Annotated in this window: 15 protein-coding genes; 6 read left to right on the top strand and 9 right to left on the bottom strand. The window is 60.2% G+C overall.

Features of this window, described 5'->3' with window-relative positions:
• The first annotated feature begins 91 nt into the window (after positions 1-91).
• Positions 92-601, top strand: coding sequence for a zinc uptake transcriptional repressor Zur (gene zur / locus HF675_RS01950; protein ID WP_105232834.1), 510 nt, complete (start codon positions 92-94; stop codon positions 599-601).
• A gap of 28 nt (positions 602-629) precedes the next feature.
• On the opposite strand, the gene dinF is transcribed toward zur, so the two are convergent.
• The 3 genes from dinF to HF675_RS01935 form a co-directional block, all read right to left on the bottom strand.
• Positions 630-1,976, bottom strand: a complete 1,347-nt coding sequence (dinF, locus tag HF675_RS01945) for an MATE family efflux transporter DinF (RefSeq protein ID WP_187043963.1) — start codon at positions 1,974-1,976, stop codon at positions 630-632.
• A 93-nt stretch (positions 1,977-2,069) separates the two neighbouring features.
• Complete coding sequence (gene lexA / locus HF675_RS01940) at positions 2,070-2,678, bottom strand: transcriptional repressor LexA (protein ID WP_105232836.1); 609 nt, start codon at positions 2,676-2,678, stop codon at positions 2,070-2,072.
• A gap of 108 nt (positions 2,679-2,786) precedes the next feature.
• On the bottom strand, positions 2,787-3,155 hold the full coding sequence (locus HF675_RS01935; RefSeq protein WP_105232837.1) for a diacylglycerol kinase: 369 nt from the start codon (positions 3,153-3,155) through the stop codon (positions 2,787-2,789).
• 128 nt (positions 3,156-3,283) lie between these two features.
• Here HF675_RS01935 and plsB point away from each other — a divergent pair, with 128 nt between their 5' ends.
• Positions 3,284-5,746 (top strand): glycerol-3-phosphate 1-O-acyltransferase PlsB, encoded by a 2,463-nt coding sequence (gene plsB / locus HF675_RS01930; RefSeq protein WP_187043962.1) that lies wholly within the window; start codon positions 3,284-3,286, stop codon positions 5,744-5,746.
• Positions 5,747-5,820: 74 nt separating this feature from the next.
• Here plsB and ubiA read toward each other — a convergent pair whose 3' ends face one another.
• From ubiA to malK, 5 genes are all read right to left on the bottom strand, one after another.
• The gene (gene ubiA / locus HF675_RS01925; protein WP_105232839.1) at positions 5,821-6,687 is read right to left on the bottom strand and encodes a 4-hydroxybenzoate octaprenyltransferase; all 867 of its coding nucleotides are present in this window, start codon (positions 6,685-6,687) and stop codon (positions 5,821-5,823) included.
• 14 nt (positions 6,688-6,701) lie between these two features.
• Complete coding sequence (ubiC, locus tag HF675_RS01920) at positions 6,702-7,226, bottom strand: chorismate lyase (RefSeq protein ID WP_111736267.1); 525 nt, start codon at positions 7,224-7,226, stop codon at positions 6,702-6,704.
• A 205-nt stretch (positions 7,227-7,431) separates the two neighbouring features.
• Positions 7,432-8,325 carry a maltose operon protein MalM gene (gene malM, locus HF675_RS01915; RefSeq protein WP_187043961.1) on the bottom strand — a complete coding sequence of 298 codons (894 nt, stop codon included), beginning with the start codon at positions 8,323-8,325 and terminating at the stop codon, positions 7,432-7,434.
• A gap of 99 nt (positions 8,326-8,424) precedes the next feature.
• Positions 8,425-9,717, bottom strand: coding sequence for a maltoporin (locus HF675_RS01910; protein WP_105232842.1), 1,293 nt, complete (start codon positions 9,715-9,717; stop codon positions 8,425-8,427).
• Between the two features lie 82 nt (positions 9,718-9,799).
• Positions 9,800-10,909, bottom strand: coding sequence for a maltose/maltodextrin ABC transporter ATP-binding protein MalK (malK, locus tag HF675_RS01905; RefSeq protein WP_187043960.1), 1,110 nt, complete (start codon positions 10,907-10,909; stop codon positions 9,800-9,802).
• Positions 10,910-11,314: 405 nt separating this feature from the next.
• Between malK and malE the strand changes: the two genes are divergently transcribed.
• The 3 genes from malE to malG all read left to right on the top strand — a co-directional run bounded on the left by malE (position 11,315) and on the right by malG (position 15,058).
• On the top strand, positions 11,315-12,511 hold the full coding sequence (malE, locus tag HF675_RS01900; protein ID WP_187043959.1) for a maltose/maltodextrin ABC transporter substrate-binding protein MalE: 1,197 nt from the start codon (positions 11,315-11,317) through the stop codon (positions 12,509-12,511).
• Between the two features lie 64 nt (positions 12,512-12,575).
• Positions 12,576-14,156: a maltose ABC transporter permease MalF gene (malF, locus tag HF675_RS01895; protein ID WP_187043958.1), complete on the top strand. Its 1,581-nt coding sequence runs from the start codon at positions 12,576-12,578 to the stop codon at positions 14,154-14,156.
• A gap of 11 nt (positions 14,157-14,167) precedes the next feature.
• Positions 14,168-15,058 carry a maltose ABC transporter permease MalG gene (malG, locus tag HF675_RS01890; RefSeq protein ID WP_111736264.1) on the top strand — a complete coding sequence of 297 codons (891 nt, stop codon included), beginning with the start codon at positions 14,168-14,170 and terminating at the stop codon, positions 15,056-15,058.
• A gap of 75 nt (positions 15,059-15,133) precedes the next feature.
• On the opposite strand, the gene psiE is transcribed toward malG, so the two are convergent.
• Positions 15,134-15,541 (bottom strand): phosphate-starvation-inducible protein PsiE, encoded by a 408-nt coding sequence (gene psiE / locus HF675_RS01885; protein WP_105232847.1) that lies wholly within the window; start codon positions 15,539-15,541, stop codon positions 15,134-15,136.
• A gap of 225 nt (positions 15,542-15,766) precedes the next feature.
• On the opposite strand from psiE, the gene HF675_RS01880 reads away from it, so the two are divergent.
• Entirely contained in the window at positions 15,767-17,203 is a 1,437-nt protein-coding gene (locus HF675_RS01880; protein WP_187043957.1) for a capsule assembly Wzi family protein, read from the top strand.
• Positions 17,204-17,330 lie beyond the last annotated feature (127 nt).

Below are 17,330 nucleotides of genomic sequence, written 5' to 3'. Positions count from 1 at the left end.
TGTGGTCGAAGCGACAAGAAAAACCACCGGCTATCGGTGATTTGCCGCAGGCATGGTAAAATCACATTTTTAACGTACCGGGATATTCGCCATGACCCCAACCAACCAGGAAAAGCTGCTCGCGCAGGCAGAACGACTCTGCCAGCAACGCAATGTGCGCCTGACGCCACAACGGCTGGAAGTGTTACGCCTGATGGCGCAGCAGCCCGGTGCGATCAGCGCCTACGATCTGCTCGACCTGCTGCGCGTCGTGGAACCGCAGGCCAAGCCGCCGACGGTATACCGCGCGCTGGATTTTCTGCTGGAACAGGGATTTATCCACCGCGTCGAGTCGGCCAACAGCTACGTGCTGTGCCACCACTTCGAAGAACCGATGCATACCTCGGCGCTGTTTATCTGCGACCGCTGCGGCCAGGTCACCGAGCGCCCGACGGAGGGCGTGGAAGAGACGCTGCAAAAGCTGGCGCAGGAATCCGGCTTTGTGCTGCGTCACAGCGTGGTGGAAGCTCACGGCCTGTGCGCCGGCTGCGTTGAGGTGGAAGCCTGCGACAGCCAGCATGACTGCGATCACGACCACAGCATCGTGGTGAAGAAGAAGTAACCCGCCAAGCGGCTTACTGCGCATAACGCTAAGCCGCCTTCCCCTGCGCAAACCAGGTGCCGTTGACGCGGTGCCGGTGCCAAATCCAACCGAGCGCCGCGCCGCGCAGCCCCAGAAAGACGCACAGTGCCAGCCACAGCCCGTGGTTGCCCAACAGCGGCAAACTCAGCAGCGTCAGGCCATAGCCCGCCGCCGCCACCGCCATGCTGTTGCGCATCTCTGCGCCGCGCGTCGCGCCGATAAACATGCCGTCCAACAGATAACACCATACCCCAATCAGCGGCAGCACCATCTGCCACGGCAGATAGTGGGCCGCCAGTGCGCGCAGCTCCGGCAGCGACGTCAGCATATTGACGATATGCTGCCCCGCGCAGGCGTACACCAGCGCAAAGCCCAGCGCCACCAGGCAGGACTGACGACAGGCGGCGCGCCAGACCAGACGCAGCTGGCTGTCGTCACGCGCGCCGTAGGCGTGCCCGGAGTGCGCCTCAACCGCATAGGCGAAGCCGTCCAACGCGTAGGCGGTAAAGGTCAGCAGGTTCATCAGCACCGCGTTGACCGCCACCACCTCGCTGCCCAGGCGGGCGGCGAAAATGGTCAGCGAAGCGAAGCACAGCTGCAGCAGCAGGGAACGCAGCATGATATCGCGGTTGAGCGCCAGCAAACGGCGCACGTTGCCGCGCCAGGCGTGCCGCAGCATCGACGGCGAAATGCCGCGCATGCGCATCACGCGCCAGCTGAGCCACAGCCCGAGCAGCAGGGTGGCGTATTCAGATACCGCGGTGGCCGTGGCCGCACCCTGCACATTCCAGCCCAGCCCCATCACCAGCCACAGGTCCAGCACGATATTCAGCAGGTTGCCGACAATCAGCAGGATCACCGGCGCGCGCACGTACTGGACGCCCAGCAGCCAGCCCAGCAGCACCATGTTCGCCAGCGCCGCCGGCGCGCTGAGCCAGCGGATCTCCAGGAACGCGCGCGCCTGCGTCAGCACCTCGCCGTCACCGCCGACGATCTGCAGTGCGAGATCGATCAGCGGGTGGCGCAGCAGCACAATCGCCAGCCCGGCCAGCAGCGCCAGCAGCAGCGGCTGCATAAAAGCGCGCGCCAGCGCCTGCGGGTTTTGCGCCCCCAGCGCCTGCGCCGTCAGTCCAGTGGTACTCATGCGCAAAAACAGCAGCAGCATAAACAGGAAGCTGGTGACCATCGCCCCCACCGCCACGCCGCCCAGATAGACCGGGCTGTCGAGGTGGCCGATCACCGCGGTATCCACCAGCCCCAGCAGCGGCACGGTAATGTTGGAGAAGATCATCGGCAGCGCCAAACGCCACAGGGCTTTGTCCGTGTCGCTGGTCAAGGAGGCAAGCAGGCGCATAGTCACATGTTCCCGTAGCAGAAAGGATGGGTCAGATAAGAAATAACATCGCCCCGGACGTGGCCGGGGCGATTAAACGCGGGGGGATGCGCTTTAGATCCAGTCACCGTTGCGGATGACGCCGACGGCCAGACCTTCGATGGTGAAATTCTGTTCGCGCAGGTCAACCTTGATCGGCGTGAATTCGCTGTTTTCCGGCAGCAGCTCGACCAGATTGCCGCTGCGTTTTAAGCGCTTCACCGTCACTTCGTCTTCGATGCGCGCCACCACCACCTGGCCGTTGCGTACGTCCTGCGTTTTATGCACCGCCAGCAGGTCGCCGTCCAGAATGCCGATATCACGCATCGACATGCCGTTAACCCGCAGCAGGAAATCCGCGTTCGGCTTGAACAGCGACGGATCCACCTTGTAGTGCCCTTCGATATGCTGTTGCGCCAGCAGCGGTTCGCCGGCGGCGACACGGCCGATCAGCGGCAGGCCGTCTTCATCTTCCATCAGCAGGCGGATGCCGCGCGAGGCGCCGGAAACGATCTCGATCACGCCCTTGCGGGCCAGCGCCTTCAGGTGCTCTTCGGCGGCATTAGGCGAGCGGAACCCCAGACGCAGCGCGATCTCGGCACGCGTTGGCGGCATGCCGGTTTGCGAGATATGCTCGCGAATCAGATCGTAGACCTCTTGCTGCCTGGTAGTTAGTGCTTTCATTCCGCCCCCTGTTTGTTTATACAGTCTTGCTGTGAGTATATACAGGTGAACGCGGATTGGGAACCGGAGAATGAATAAAAATCAGGGATTAGCGCACTGCTTCGCAAATCAGGCGAAATGCCGCCACAGCAGCGTTACCCAGACGAACAGCGCCAGGATAATACTCAGCGACACCGCCGCCGATCCCATATCCTTGGCGCGGCCGGACAGCTCATGGTAGTCGGTGCCGACGCGGTCGACGATCGCCTCAATAGCGCTGTTGAGCACCTCTACGATCAGCACCAGCAGCACCGAGCCGATCAGCAGAATACGCGCCACGGCGTCGATATCCAGCCACAGCGCCACAATCACGGCGATAACCACCGCCACCGCCTCCTGGCGAAACGCCGCCTCATTGCGCCAGGCCGCCGTTAATCCTTGATACGAGTAACCCGCTGCTTTAATGATACGGGTCAAGCCGGTTGTTTGATTTGCCATTTTGCTGTGTGCCTTTTACAAGAGGTCAGTCATAATTTTAACGGTTCGGGGTTCTTTAACACCACAGATCTGTTACCCGCTTTCTGGTATGCTTGCGGCGCATTGCTAACAAGAGGCTTCACATAGTTATGTCAGGTTGGCGTAAAATTTATTATAAATTATTGAATCTACCACTCAAACTGCTGGTAAGAAGCAAAGTTATCCCTGCGGATCCGGTCACGGAGCTGGGGCTCGATCCCTCACGACCGATTCTGTACGTTTTACCTTACCACTCCAAGGCTGATCTGCTGACGCTGCGCGCCCAGTGCCTGGCGCAGGATCTGCCCGATCCGCTCGAACCGCTGGAGATCGACGGCGCGGTGCTGCCCAGCTACGTGTTTATCCACGACGGCCCGCGCGTCTTCCGCTACTACACGCCGAAGGAAGAGTCGGTAAAACTGTTCCACGACTATCTGGACCTGCACCGCAACAACCCGGGGCTGGATATTCAGATGCTGCCGGCATCGGTGATGTTCGGCCGCTCTCCGGGGCGCGAAGGCCAGGGCACCCCGCATCTGCGCCTGCTGAACGGCGTGCAGAAATTCTTCGCCATTTTATGGCTGGGCCGCGACAGCTTCGTGCGCTTCTCCAATACCGTGTCACTGCGCAAGATGGCGACCGAACACGGCACCGATAAAATTATCGCGCAGAAGCTGGCGCGCGTCGCGCGTATGCACTTCTCACGTCAGCGTCTGGCGGCGGTAGGGCCGAGCCTGCCGGCGCGGCAGGATCTGTTCAACAAGCTGCTGGCCTCCAAGGCGATTGAAAAAGCGGTGGAAGACGAAGCGCGCAGCAAAAAGATCTCCCACGAGAAGGCACAGCAAAACGCCATCGCGCTGATGGAGGAGATCGCCGCCGACTTCTCCTATGAAACCGTACGTCTGTCGGACCGCGTGCTGAGCTGGACCTGGAACCGGCTGTATCAGGGCATCAACGTCACCAACGCCGAGCGCGTGCGTCAGCTGGCGCAGGACGGCCACGAAATCGTCTACGTGCCCTGCCACCGCAGCCATATGGACTATCTGCTGCTGTCCTACGTGCTGTATCACCAGGGGCTGGTGCCGCCGCATATCGCCGCCGGCATCAACCTGAACTTCTGGCCGGCCGGGCCGATTTTCCGCCGGCTGGGGGCGTTCTTTATCCGCCGCACCTTCAAAGGCAACAAGCTCTATTCGACGGTGTTCCGCGAATACCTCGGCGAGCTGTTTACCCGCGGCTACTCGGTGGAATACTTCGTCGAAGGCGGCCGTTCCCGCACCGGCCGTCTGCTGGAGCCGAAGACCGGCACCCTGTCGATGACCATTCAGGCGATGCTGCGCGGCGGCACCCGGCCGATCACCCTGGTGCCGATCTACATCGGCTACGAGCACGTGATGGAAGTGGGCACCTACGCCAAGGAGCTGCGCGGCGCAACCAAAGAGAAAGAGAGCCTGCTGCAGATGCTGCGCGGCCTGCGTAAGCTGCGCAATCTGGGCCAGGGCTACGTCAACTTCGGCGAACCGCTGCCGCTGACCCCCTACCTGAACCAGAACGTGCCGCAGTGGCGCGACTCCATCGACCCGATCGAAGCGCAGCGCCCGAGCTGGCTGACGCCGACGGTGAACGATCTGGCGGCGAAAATCATGGTGCGTATCAACAACGCCGCCGCCGCCAACGCCATGAACCTGTGTTCGACCGCGCTGCTGGCCTCGCGCCAGCGTTCACTGACCCGTGAACAGCTGATCGAGCAGTTGGACTGCTATCTGCAGCTGATGCGCAATGCGCCGTACGCCGACGACGTGACGGTGCCGGACCATTCGCCGGCCGAGCTGCTGGACCACGCGCTCAACATGAACAAGTTCGAGGTGGAGCAGGACAATATCGGCGATATCATCATCCTGCCGCGTGAGCAGGCGGTGTTGATGACCTATTACCGTAATAATATTCACCACCTGCTGGTGCTGCCGTCGCTGATCGCCAGCATTGTGATGCATCACCGCCACGTCTCGCGCGCCGAACTGCTGCGCCAGATCGGCCTGATTTATCCGATGCTGAAGGCCGAACTGTTCCTGCATTACGATAAGGAACAGCTGCCGGAAGTGCTGCAAACGCTGACCGACGAAATGGCGCGTCAGTCGCTGATTTGCGTCAACGGCGACGAGCTGTCGCTCAACGCCGCGCGCATCCGTCCACTGCAGCTGCTGGCGGCCGGCGTGCGTGAAACGCTGCAGCGCTACGCCATCACCATGTCGATCCTCAGCGCTAACCCGAGCATCAACCGCGGCGCGCTGGAAAAAGAGAGCCGCATTATGGCTCAGCGTCTGTCGGTGCTGCACGGCATCAACGCGCCGGAGTTCTTCGATAAGGCGGTGTTCTCCACCCTGGTGGCGACGCTGCGCGAAGAAGGCTACATCAACGATATCGGCGATGCGATCCGTGAGCACACCATGGAGGTTTACACCATGCTGAGCGACCTGATCACCCCGGAGATCAAACTGACGATTGAAAGCGTCAGCACGCCGCCGGAACCTGAAGCGCTGCCGGCCGAAACGGACGCCAAAAGCGCCGAATAAACCGACGCGGCCATAACGAAAAAGGCACCCATCAATCGGGTGCCTTTTTTTATCAGCGCATGGCGTCAGTATCGTCAGATAAAGCTCAGCACCACGCCGATAAACACCACCAGCCCGACGTAGTTGTTGTGCAGGAAAGCGCGGAAACAGGCGTCACGGTCGCGGCCGGCGATCTGCTGTTGCTGATGAATAAACAGCGCGCCCGCCAGCAGCAGCGACCAGTAAAACGCTCCGCCCAGCTGCGACAGGTAACCAATCCACAACAGCAGCAGCAGCGTGGCGAACTGCAGCAGGCCGACAATCAGTTTGTCGAAACGGCCGAACAGCACCGCGGTGGATTTCACGCCGATCTTCAGATCGTCGTCGCGGTCCACCATCGCGTACAGCGTATCGTAAGCCACCGTCCAGCAGATATTCGCCAGCAGCAACAGCCAGCAGCTCAGCGGCAGCGATTCGCTCACCGCAGCATAGGCCATCGGGATGCCCCAGCCGAAGGCTGCACCCAGCACCAGCTGCGGCAGATTGGTCACCCGCTTCATAAACGGATAGATCCACGCCAGCGCCAACCCGGCCAGCGACAGGGCGATAGTCATGGTATTGAGCGTCAGCACCAGCGCGAAGGAGATCAGCACCAGCACCACAAACAAAATTTTCGCTTCTTTCTCCGTAACCCGGCCGCTGGGCAGCGGACGGTTGGCGGTGCGTTTCACGTGTCCGTCAAAGGCGCGATCGGCAAAATCATTCACCACGCAGCCCGCCGCGCGCATTAAAAATACGCCCAGTACAAATACCAGCAAAATGGGGAACGACGGTACGCCCTCGCCCGCCAGCCACAGCGCCCACAGCGTCGGCCACAGCAGCAGCAGCGTGCCGATCGGTTTATCAATGCGCATCAGGTGGCAATAGGCCCGCCATTTACTTTGGCTAATGCTTCCTTCCAAGATCTCGTTCCCCCTTAGGCCGGTTCGCTGCCGTCCGCTTCATATAGCGGTGCGTCAGGTAAAAACAGTTCGGTCAGCAACAGCGGTTTGCCCGCCAGCCGCAGGCGGGAACGCCGCGCCCACAGCCGATCCTGCCTGCCGACCAAAATATAGTCGCGGGTCAGCGCATCGCTGCTGAACAGGTAACGCCCCAGCGGCACGGTGCCCAAATCAACCAGCGCCTGATCGGGGCCGGTCAGCGTTTCCAGCGGGATCACCGTTCTGCCAAGCAGCCAGGGCCGGTCGTCACCCAGCAGGACGATTTCGCGCAGCCAGTAACGCGGGCTGTCCGGCAGATGTTCCGCCTCTTCTCCCAGCTCCTCGCGGCTGACAAAGCCCTCTCGCTGCGGCTCAACCCGCACGCAGCGACAGTGTTTCTCGAAGCGCTGCGTCATCGATCCCAGCTCCATCAGCCAGTCATTGATCGCGGCGGGCACGGGAGAATGCTGCTCGGTGAGCCATTCCAGCGGGGGCAAAATGGATTCGCTATTGCCTGGCATTGTTCTACTCCAACGGTCGGCAACATACGTCAACAACGTACATCATCGACACTACAAACGGTTAACAGGCGGCCATTGTAACGCAGAAAATTAAAAGCGGCAGAATGATTCGTGGTATCCCGCCGGCAGGAAAAGCACGGCCGCCAAACGAAAAAAGGTGCGCCATAGCGCACCAATCATCGAGCCAGCATCGGCAGCGTGGGGATTACCCCTTGCCTTTCACACTGCTGATAAAGGTGTTACGCGCAGTGGTGGAACCCAATTTTTCCGCTTCATTCATCAGCTTCAGCGCTTTGTCGATATCTCCCGCCTTCACCGCCTGTCTGATGCCGTTATTGAAGTAGCTTTCGGTGTCGTTCAGCATCGGTTCCGCCGGTGCGGACGCCGTCGCCCTGGCCGGCTGCGCCGTGGCACCGACCGTGACCGGCGGCGTGCTCGACGCCGCAGGCAGCATGCCGATCATGATATTGCCGCTGCCCTGCTCGGCGCTGACCTTCAGCTTCAGCAGACCGCCGCCGGCGTGGCGGGCAATGGGATCGGGAATATCCGGCACCGCGTTGCCGACGCCGCGCGCATAGGCTTTCGCCGGATTGGTCAGCCGTGTGGTGTTAGCCAGATCCTGCCGCGTGGTGTACACCAGCAGGTAAATCTGCTTTTGCCCCAGCGCCGGCGTCAGCTTCATGGTGCCCTCCAGCCGGTCTGCCGACATCACGCCCGGCGGCTGGTACGGAAAATAGCTGCTGGGATAGTAGGCCGCCGGGCGCCGCTGCTCATCCAGCACCAGTACGCTCGGCGCATACAGCGCATTATCCCTGGCGATGCTGCTCAGGGTGATCTCCAGTGAGCCACGGTCGGCCGGCAGCGTATACGCCGCTACCGCGCCCTGAATATCGCCCTGACGAATCTGCGGGCTGGCGTCGTTCAGCGTCACGTCCTGTTTCACCGGCGGCACCAGCGGCTGCCAGGGCAGGTTTTGCAGCGCGGCGGCGCTGATGGCCGGCGCAACGGCGACATCGGCTGGCGTCGCGGCATTGGTGGCCGGCGACAGGCTGACGGCCAGCGCAGCGGACAGATAAAACGACAACAGAGTTTTGTTCATTGTTATATCCCCATACCTTCCGGCGGTCGGCAGGCAAGCGCCGCGCCGCCGGTAATCAGAGAGGGAAAGAGGCACCGGCCCCTTCCCTGCGTGCGGTCGTTACCACCAGATTTCCATCTGCGCGCCGAAGGTGACTTCATCATCGTCGCCACGGCTGAAGGTGTGCGCGCTGCTGTCGCGATAGGCGGTGCCGGAAGCGTAGGCCGAGCCGGAATCGTCGGTGGCGTAGCCCCATTTTTCATCCCACTTGGCGTAGGTGGCGAACAGACGGATCGCCGGACGCGACCAGATGCTGTCGCCTGCCTGCCACTGCTGCGCCAGGGTGATTTTGTACTGGCTGTTGCGGTCACCGGTGCGCTGGGATTTCACGTTGTCGTAGCCCGCTTCCAGCAGGGTGCTCATAATCGGCGTCCATTTGTACATCGGGCGTACGCCCACGGTGTACCAGGTGCTGCCGTTGTCATTATCGCGGTCGACATCCTGATACATCGCCACATACATCAGCGCCCACTTGTCATTAAAGTCGATGGCGCCGTGATCCAGCACGCGGAACATATTGCCGTTATTGTTGACCGAGGAGCCTTCGTTGCGGCCGTTGTTCTGCGAGCTCATGGCGTCCGACGCGTACTGCATGACGAACTTGTTGTAGCCGTTCAGGATGCTCTGGGTATGCTCGGCGGTAAACATCCAGCCGTCCTTCGACGCGCCGTCCGCCAGGTGGTAACCGTCCTGCACGTTGGCGCGGCCGTAGTCCACCCCTAACTCCAGCGTACCGCCGGGGTTGGTTTCCAGCCCGGCCAGCCGCACGTCAAACACATCGTTGACCGTCGGACGCTCGTCCCACTCGTTGTACAGATAGCCGTAAGAGCCGCCGGATTCGCCGTTGCGGGTCACCGCCATCGACAGTTTGCCAAAGCCCAGATCGACATTTTCCAGACCGGCGCCCGGGCCGGAGATATCCCAGTAGTAGAAGTCGATCATATGAACATCGTGACGCTGATAGAAACGCTTACCGGCCCACAGGGTGGAGCCAGGCAGCCATTCGATCAGGTTTTTACCCTGCACGTTTACTTCACGAAAGCCCGGCGTGGTGTCTTCCCAGTCGCTGCGCTGCGATACCGAGTAGGCCAGATTGGTGTCGAAGTAGAAGCTTTTATCACCGTCTTTCCACACTTCCTGGCCCAGCTTCAGCTCGGCGTAGGTTTCACACTCGTTGCCGAGACGGTATTTACTGCCGGCGCCGGTGGCCTGGAAGCATTGCTGCTCCCCGCCGCTGCCGCTCCAGCCGATGCCGGAACGGGCATAGCCTTTAAAATCGACCGCCATCGCCTGCGTGGTCAGCACGCCGGCGGCGACTGCCAACGCCAGAGGAAGTTTGCGCAGAGTAGTCATCATTATTCTCCTGTTATACAGACCGTTCCCCACGGCGCGCCCGCAGCGACCACGCGCGGAACAGGCCGGGGTGCGTGGCGCTTTAAACGCCCGGCTCGCGATAGCGGCGCTGGCAGGCGGTTCCGTCTTCACGGAACAGGTGGCAGCGCTGTAACGGCAAGCCGATGGCGAATGTGGCGCCTTCTTCTACCAGCACCACGTCGTTCTGGCGGTAAACCAGGTTCTGACGAATTGCCGGGATTTGGATATGAATCTGCGTTTCGTGGCCAAGCTGCTCCACCACCTGTACCTCGCCGCTGAGCTGCACATCGCTCTCGCCGCTCGGCAGCAGGTGTTCCGGGCGAATGCCGAGCGACATATTGGCGCCGACCTCCACCCGCTCGCCGTCCACCGGCAGCCAGACCCACTGCCGGTTGGGCAGTTCAACCTGCACCTGCTGCGGCTCTACCGCCGTTACCTTCACCGGCAGAAAATTCATCTTCGGCGAACCGATAAAACCGGCGACGAAGCGGTTGGCCGGGTAGTGATATAGCTCCAGCGGCCTGCCGACCTGCGCCACGCGCCCGGCATCCAGCACCACGATTTTGTCCGCCAGCGTCATCGCCTCGACCTGATCGTGGGTGACGTAAATCATGGTGCGCCGCAGGCGCTTGTGCAGACGGGAGATCTCAATGCGCATCTGCACCCGCAGCGCGGCGTCGAGGTTGGACAGCGGCTCATCAAGCAGGAATACCTCCGGCTCCGCCACCAGCGTGCGGCCAATCGCCACCCGCTGACGCTGCCCCCCGGACAGCGCCTTCGGCCGCCGGTCCAGCAGATGCGCCAGCTGCAGCACTTCTGATACCTGGTTTACCCGCTGGCCAATCTGCGCTTTGCTGGCGCCGGACAGCTTCAGGCCGAACGACATGTTGTCGGCCACCGACAGGTGGGGATACAGCGCGTAAGACTGAAACACCATGCCGATGCCGCGCTCCGACGGCGGCACCTCGTTCATCCGCCGCTCGCCGATCAGCAGCTCGCCGGAGGTAATGTCCTCCAGCCCGGCAATCATGCGCAGCAGCGTCGATTTACCGCAGCCCGACGGCCCGACAAACACCACAAATTCGCCGTCGTCGATGGTCAGGTTGACGTCCCTGGAAATCACGGCCTCGCCAAAGGCCTTATAAACGCTGCGCAGTGTGACGCTAGCCATGCGTAACTCCCCTGCTTTCGCAGTTACAGTGCCGGGTGAAAGGGACGAAGCGCGCTCCGTCCCCCCCGCGCTCTGCGGGATGCTCCCGGGTAATCAAAGTCATGGGCCGATGGTGGGCGAATCGCCGCCGCGGGTAATCATCCGCAGCCGGATTTTTCATGGGGGAGGAGACGGGAGGATGAGGAAAGCAGCGCGGGGAGGAGCGGCGACGCACGTCAGACAAATCTGTGATCCGTTTGGCAAAAACGGCCGGCATTTTTTGTGCCGAAGGCCACAGAATGGAACGGAGTGTTAACTGGATCACATAACTCAGCGATGGGGCGTAGAGCACAGGAGGATGAGCGGCACGCCGGTTGTGGCCCACTATTTGCCAACTTACCGCAGTGCCCACAGAAGGATTGGACTATGACTCGTACTATGACTACCGCCGCCCGCACGCTGGTGCTGTCGGCGCTGACGACGTTGGCGCTTTCATCCTCGGCCTTTGCCAAAATCGAAGAAGGCAAGCTGGTCATCTGGATCAACGGCGATAAAGGCTATAACGGCCTGGCCGAGGTCGGCAAAAAATTTGAGCAGGACACCGGCATCAAGGTGACCGTCGAGCACCCCGATAAACTGGAAGAGAAATATCCGCAGGTAGCCGCAACCGGCGACGGCCCGGACATTATCTTCTGGGCGCACGACCGCTTCGGCGGCTACGCGCAGTCCGGCCTGCTGGCGGAGATCCACCCGTCCAAAGCGCTGCAGGACAAGATTTTCCCGTTCACCTGGGATGCGGTGCGCTACGACGGCAAACTGATCGGCTACCCGATTGCCGTAGAGGCGCTGTCGCTGATTTATAACAAGGATCTGATCAAACAGCCGCCGAAAACCTGGGAAGAGATCCCGGCGCTGGATAAGCAGCTGCGCGCCAAAGGCAAAAGCGCCATCATGTGGAACCTGCAGGAGCCCTACTTCACCTGGCCAATCATCGCCGCCGACGGCGGCTACGCCTTTAAGCAGGCCAACGGCAGCTACGACGTGAAAGACGTCGGCGTCGATAACGCCGGTTCACGCGCCGGCCTGCAGTTTATCGTCGATCTGGTGAAAAATAAGCATATCAACGCCGACACCGATTATTCGATCGCCGAAGCCGCCTTTAACAAAGGGCAGACCGCGATGACCATCAACGGGCCATGGGCCTGGGGCAATATCGACCAGAGCAAAATCAACTACGGCGTCGCAGTGCTGCCAACCTTCAAAGGCAAGCCGTCGAAAGCGTTCGTCGGCGTACTGACCGCCGGTATTAACGCCGCCAGCCCGAATAAAGAACTGGCGACCGAGTTCCTGGAAAACTACCTGCTGACCGACCAAGGGCTGGCGGATGTCAACAAAGACAAGCCGCTGGGCGCGGTAGCGCTGAAGTCCTTCCAGCAGCAGCTGGCGCAGGATGAAAAGATCGCTGCCACTATGCAGAACTCGCAACACGGCGAAATCATGCCGAATATTCCGCAGATGAGCGCGTTCTGGTATGCGATGCGCAGCGCCGTACTCAACACCATCAACGGCCGCCAGACGGTGGACGCCGCGCTGAAAGACGCCCAGACCCGCATCAATAAATAAGCCCGGCCCTCCCCCTTCCCGCACGGGAGGGGGGAGCGGGTTACGTAGACAGAGGGAACACCCTATGCAATTCGCCCACGCCGGCTTGCCGACGCGCCAAAAATCGAAGTGGTGGCAGCATGACGGACTGAAATGGCTGACGATTGGCCTGTTCAGTCTGGTTACCTGTTATCTGATTGTGTTGATGTATGCACGGGGGGAATATCTTTTCGCCATCATGACGCTGATCCTGGTCAGCGCCGGCCTGTATATTTTCGCCAACCGCCGCGCTTATGCCTGGCGCTACGTCTACCCCGGCGTGGCCGGCATGGGGCTGTTCGTCCTGTTCCCGCTGATTTGCACCATCGCCATCGCCTTTACCAACTACAGCAGCAGCAACCAGCTCACCTTCGAGCGTGCGCAGTCGGTGCTGATGCAGCGTCAGTTGCAAACCGGCAAGACCTTTACCTTCGGCCTCTACCCGACGGCCGATCGGCAGTGGCAGCTGCTGCTGACGCACCCCGACAGCGGTGAATCGCTGCTTTCCACACCGTTCAGCCTGAATAACGCCAATGCGCCGCAGCAGGTGACGCTGACCGTCTCCGACGCCGCGCCCGCCGGCGAACGCGCCACCTTGCGCGTGATTACCCAGCACCGTCAGGCGTTGGGTCAGCTGTCTGCCCAACTGCCGGACGGCGGCGTGCTGCGGATGAGCTCGCTGCGCCAGTTCTCCGGCACCGGCCCGCTGTACACGCTGGCCGACGACGGCAAAACGCTGACCAATAACCAGACTCAGGCGCAGTACCGGCCAAACGACGACACCGGCTTCTACCAGGCGGTGAATGCCGACGGGCAGTGGGGACAGGAAACCCTCAGCCCTGGCTATACCGTCGTCAGCGGCTGGAAGAACTTCCTGCGGGTGGCGCAGGATGAGGGCATCAAGCAGCCGTTTATTTCGATCTTTATCTGGACGCTGGTGTTTTCACTGCTGTCGGTGGTGCTGACCGTAGCGGTAGGCATGGTGCTGGCCTGCGTGGTGCAGTGGGAAGCGCTGAAGGGCAAAGCCGCCTACCGCGTGCTGCTGATCCTGCCCTACGCCGTGCCGTCGTTTATTTCCATCCTGATCTTCAAAGGGCTGTTCAACCAAAGCTTCGGCGAAATCAACATGATGCTCAGCACGCTGTTCGGCATTAAGCCGGCCTGGTTCAGCGATCCGCTGACCGCCAAGAGCATGATCCTGATCGTCAATACCTGGCTGGGCTACCCCTACATGATGATCCTGTGCATGGGCCTGCTCAAAGCGATCCCGGAGGATCTGTATGAAGCCTCGGCCCTCGACGGCGCCGGGCCCCTGCAGAACTTCTTCCGCATCACTTTCCCGCTGCTGATCAAGCCGCTGACGCCGCTGATGATCGCCAGTTTTGCCTTTAACTTTAATAACTTCGTGCTGATCCAACTGCTGACCAACGGCGGTCCGGACATGATCGGCACCACCACGCCGGCCGGCTATACCGATCTGCTGGTCAGCTACACCTACCGCATCGCCTTTGAGGGCGGCGGCGGACAGGACTTCGGGCTGGCGGCCGCCATCGCCACGCTGATTTTCCTGCTGGTCGGCGCGCTGGCGATTCTGAATCTGAAAGCCAGCAAAATGAACTTTGATTAGGGAGAACACCCATGGCTATGGTCCAACCAAAATCCCAGCGCCTGCGTCTGTGGCTGACCCATCTGGCAATGCTGAGCTTTATCGCCCTGATCATGTTTCCGCTGCTGATGGTGGTGGCGATTTCGCTGCGCGCCGGCAACTTCGCCACCGGCAGTCTGATCCCGGATCAGGTCTCCTTCGACCACTGGCGGCTGGCGCTGGGCCTGAGCGTTACCCACGCCGACGGCAGCGTAACGCCGCCGCCCTTCCCGGTGCTGCTGTGGCTGTGGAATTCGGTGAAGGTAGCGGCGATCACCGCCATCGGCATCGTCACGCTGTCGACCACCTGCGCCTATGCCTTTGCGCGCCTGCGCTTTCGCGGTAAAAGCGCCCTGCTGAAAAGCATGCTGATTTTTCAGATGTTCCCGGCGGTGCTGTCGCTGGTCGCCCTGTACGCGCTGTTTGATCGTCTGGGCCAATACCTGCCGTTTATCGGCCTCAATACCCACGGCGGGGTGATTTTCGCCTATATGGGCGGCATTGCCCTGCACGTCTGGACCATCAAGGGCTACTTCGAAACCATCGACAATTCGCTGGAGGAAGCGGCGGCGCTGGACGGCGCCACGCCGTGGCAGGCCTTCCGCCTGGTGCTGCTGCCGCTGTCGGTGCCGATCCTGGCGGTGGTATTTATTCTGTCGTTTATCGCCGCCATCACCGAGGTGCCGGTCGCCTCACTGTTGTTACGCGACGTGAACAGTTACACGCTGGCGGTGGGGATGCAGCAATACCTGAATCCGCAGAACTATCTGTGGGGAGACTTCGCCGCTGCGGCGGTGCTGTCGGCCATTCCGATCACCGCCGTCTTCCTGCTGGCGCAGCGCTGGCTGGTGGGCGGCCTGACCGCCGGCGGGGTTAAAGGGTAATGTAAGAAAATCACGAGGGGTTTCACACTGTGCCTGTGTCTTTGGCGTCCCGGGCGGGACGCCTTTTTTAGGCCGTTATTCGCGCTTGAGCCGATCGGTATTGGCCAGATACAGCGTCGCCACCAGCAGCATGATCGCCCCGGCGTAAATCAGCGTATCAAAGGGATTCTTATGATCGACGATGATCAGCCGGATAATCGCGGTAATGCCGATATAGATAAAGTAGCGCAGCGGGAAGTGGTAACCCGACTCAAAGTACTTAACAATCAAAGCAATAAACTCAAAGTACAGGAAGTAGATCACGATGCCTTCAATCAGCAGATACGATGAAGACTCCTCGTTATTGATAAATAACACCTTCGCCAGATGGATGGTTTCCTTCACCAGGAATACCACCAGGATCGCCGCCAGCAGCAGCAGTCCGACGTTCAGTACCCGCTGTAAGCCTTTAGCAATTGCTATCGACCGCGACGTCTTTGCCATATTTCTCTCCAATCCGAACCTCAAAAGAATGAACCGCATCTAACTATAGGTATTATCTTAAAAATTACGTCAACGCTACCACACAATATAATCACCATAATAACAATAACTTATAGAAAGCATTCATCATTGGATATATTTGTAGCAAATTGAAATGTCATCTATTATGGGGCACAGAACTTTACATAAAATCTACAATTCCCTGACTCAGGAAAGGAAATTTTTATGCGCGCTAAACTCAATGGACTGGTCGCCGCAGGCTTGTTTACCTGTGCCTTGACCAGCCACGCCAGCGGTCTGGTCACTCCTGATAACGATCTGCGCAACGATCTGGCCTGGCTGTCCGATCGCGGCGTGATCAACGTCAGTCTGTCCACCTGGCCACTCAGCCAGGAAGAGATCAACTCCGTACTGTCGCAGGCCAAACCGGTCACTAATACCGAAAAGAACGTGATTGACCGCGTTCAGCGCCGCGTCGGCGAACTGAAATCCAATATCCGCATCAGCGGCTACGCCTCCACCGATAAACCCGGCACTCCGCAAGGCTTCGGCCAGAGTGAGTATGCTGACGATCGCCTGACCGTCGGCGTCGGCGGCAGCGGCGAATATTGGGATGTGCGCCTGCAAGGTTCAGTGGAAGGCGACCAGCGCGTCAGCGACGGTTCCAAGTTTAATATGCAAGGTTCCTACGGCGCGCTAAAAGTCTGGAACCAGTGGATCTCCTTCGGTGAAGTGTCCCAGTGGTGGGGCCCGGGCTATGACGGCAGCCTGATCCGCTCTGACGCCGCGCGTCCGGTTACCGGCTTTATGATGCAGCGTGCCGACCAGTCGCCGTTTGAAACCCCATGGCTCTCCTGGATCGGCCGCTGGCAGTACCAGATCACCGCCGGCCAGCTCTCACAATACTCCGCCATCCCACACACCAAGCTGATTGGCGGCCGTTTCACCATGATGCCGACCGACTTTATCGAGTTGGGTGCATCCCGCATGATGCAGTGGGGCGGCCAGGGGCGACCACAGTCCTGGAGTTCATTCTGGGACGGTTTCATCGGCAAAGATAACGATGACTCCGGCCAGGGTAACGATCCGGGCAACCAGTTGGCGGGCTTTGATTTCAAACTGAAGATGCAACCGCTGATCGGCCTGCCGGTCAGCCTGTACGGTCAATTAGTGGGTGAAGATGAGGCCGGCCTGCTGCCTTCACAGAATACCTACCTGCTGGGTCTGGAAGGCCACCCTGAGTGGGGCCCGAATACCATTAACTGGTATATCGAAGGCGCCGATACCCGTGCCAACATGTCCCGGAAAAATTATGTGTATAACCACTACACATACAAAGGCGGTTATTACCAGCAAGGTTACCCGCTGGGCCACGCGATGGGCGGCGACGGTCAGATGTTGTCCGGCCGAGTTGAACTGGTGCTGGACGACGGTCAGCGTTGGAGCACCCGCGTGGTATATGCCAAAGTTAACCCGAAGAATCAGTCAATTAACCAGGCCTTCCCGCGCTCGGATACGCTGAAAGGCATTCAGCTGGGTTGGGGCTACGACTTCGATTCGCAGGTGAAATTCGATACCAGCCTGTGGTACACCAACAATGACCACAGCACCGCAGACGACGTTGGTGCCGGCATCAGCCTGGAAGTGCCAATCAATCTGTAATCGCTGATCCTATCCTCGTTATCATGCCGGCCGGTGCCTCACCGACCGGCATTTTTCTTTGCCCCGCTTTCTTTTTCCCAGCCCCCCATCACCACGCCGATTCTGCGCTATCTTTTAAGTTTGCGAT

The sequence above is a fragment of the Serratia sp. JUb9 genome (assembly GCF_014298095.1).
Lineage (GTDB): Bacteria > Pseudomonadota > Gammaproteobacteria > Enterobacterales > Enterobacteriaceae > Serratia_B > Serratia_B rhizosphaerae.
The sequence above is the reverse complement of the archived record's forward strand: the minus strand, read 5'-3'. Positions and strand labels throughout refer to the sequence as shown.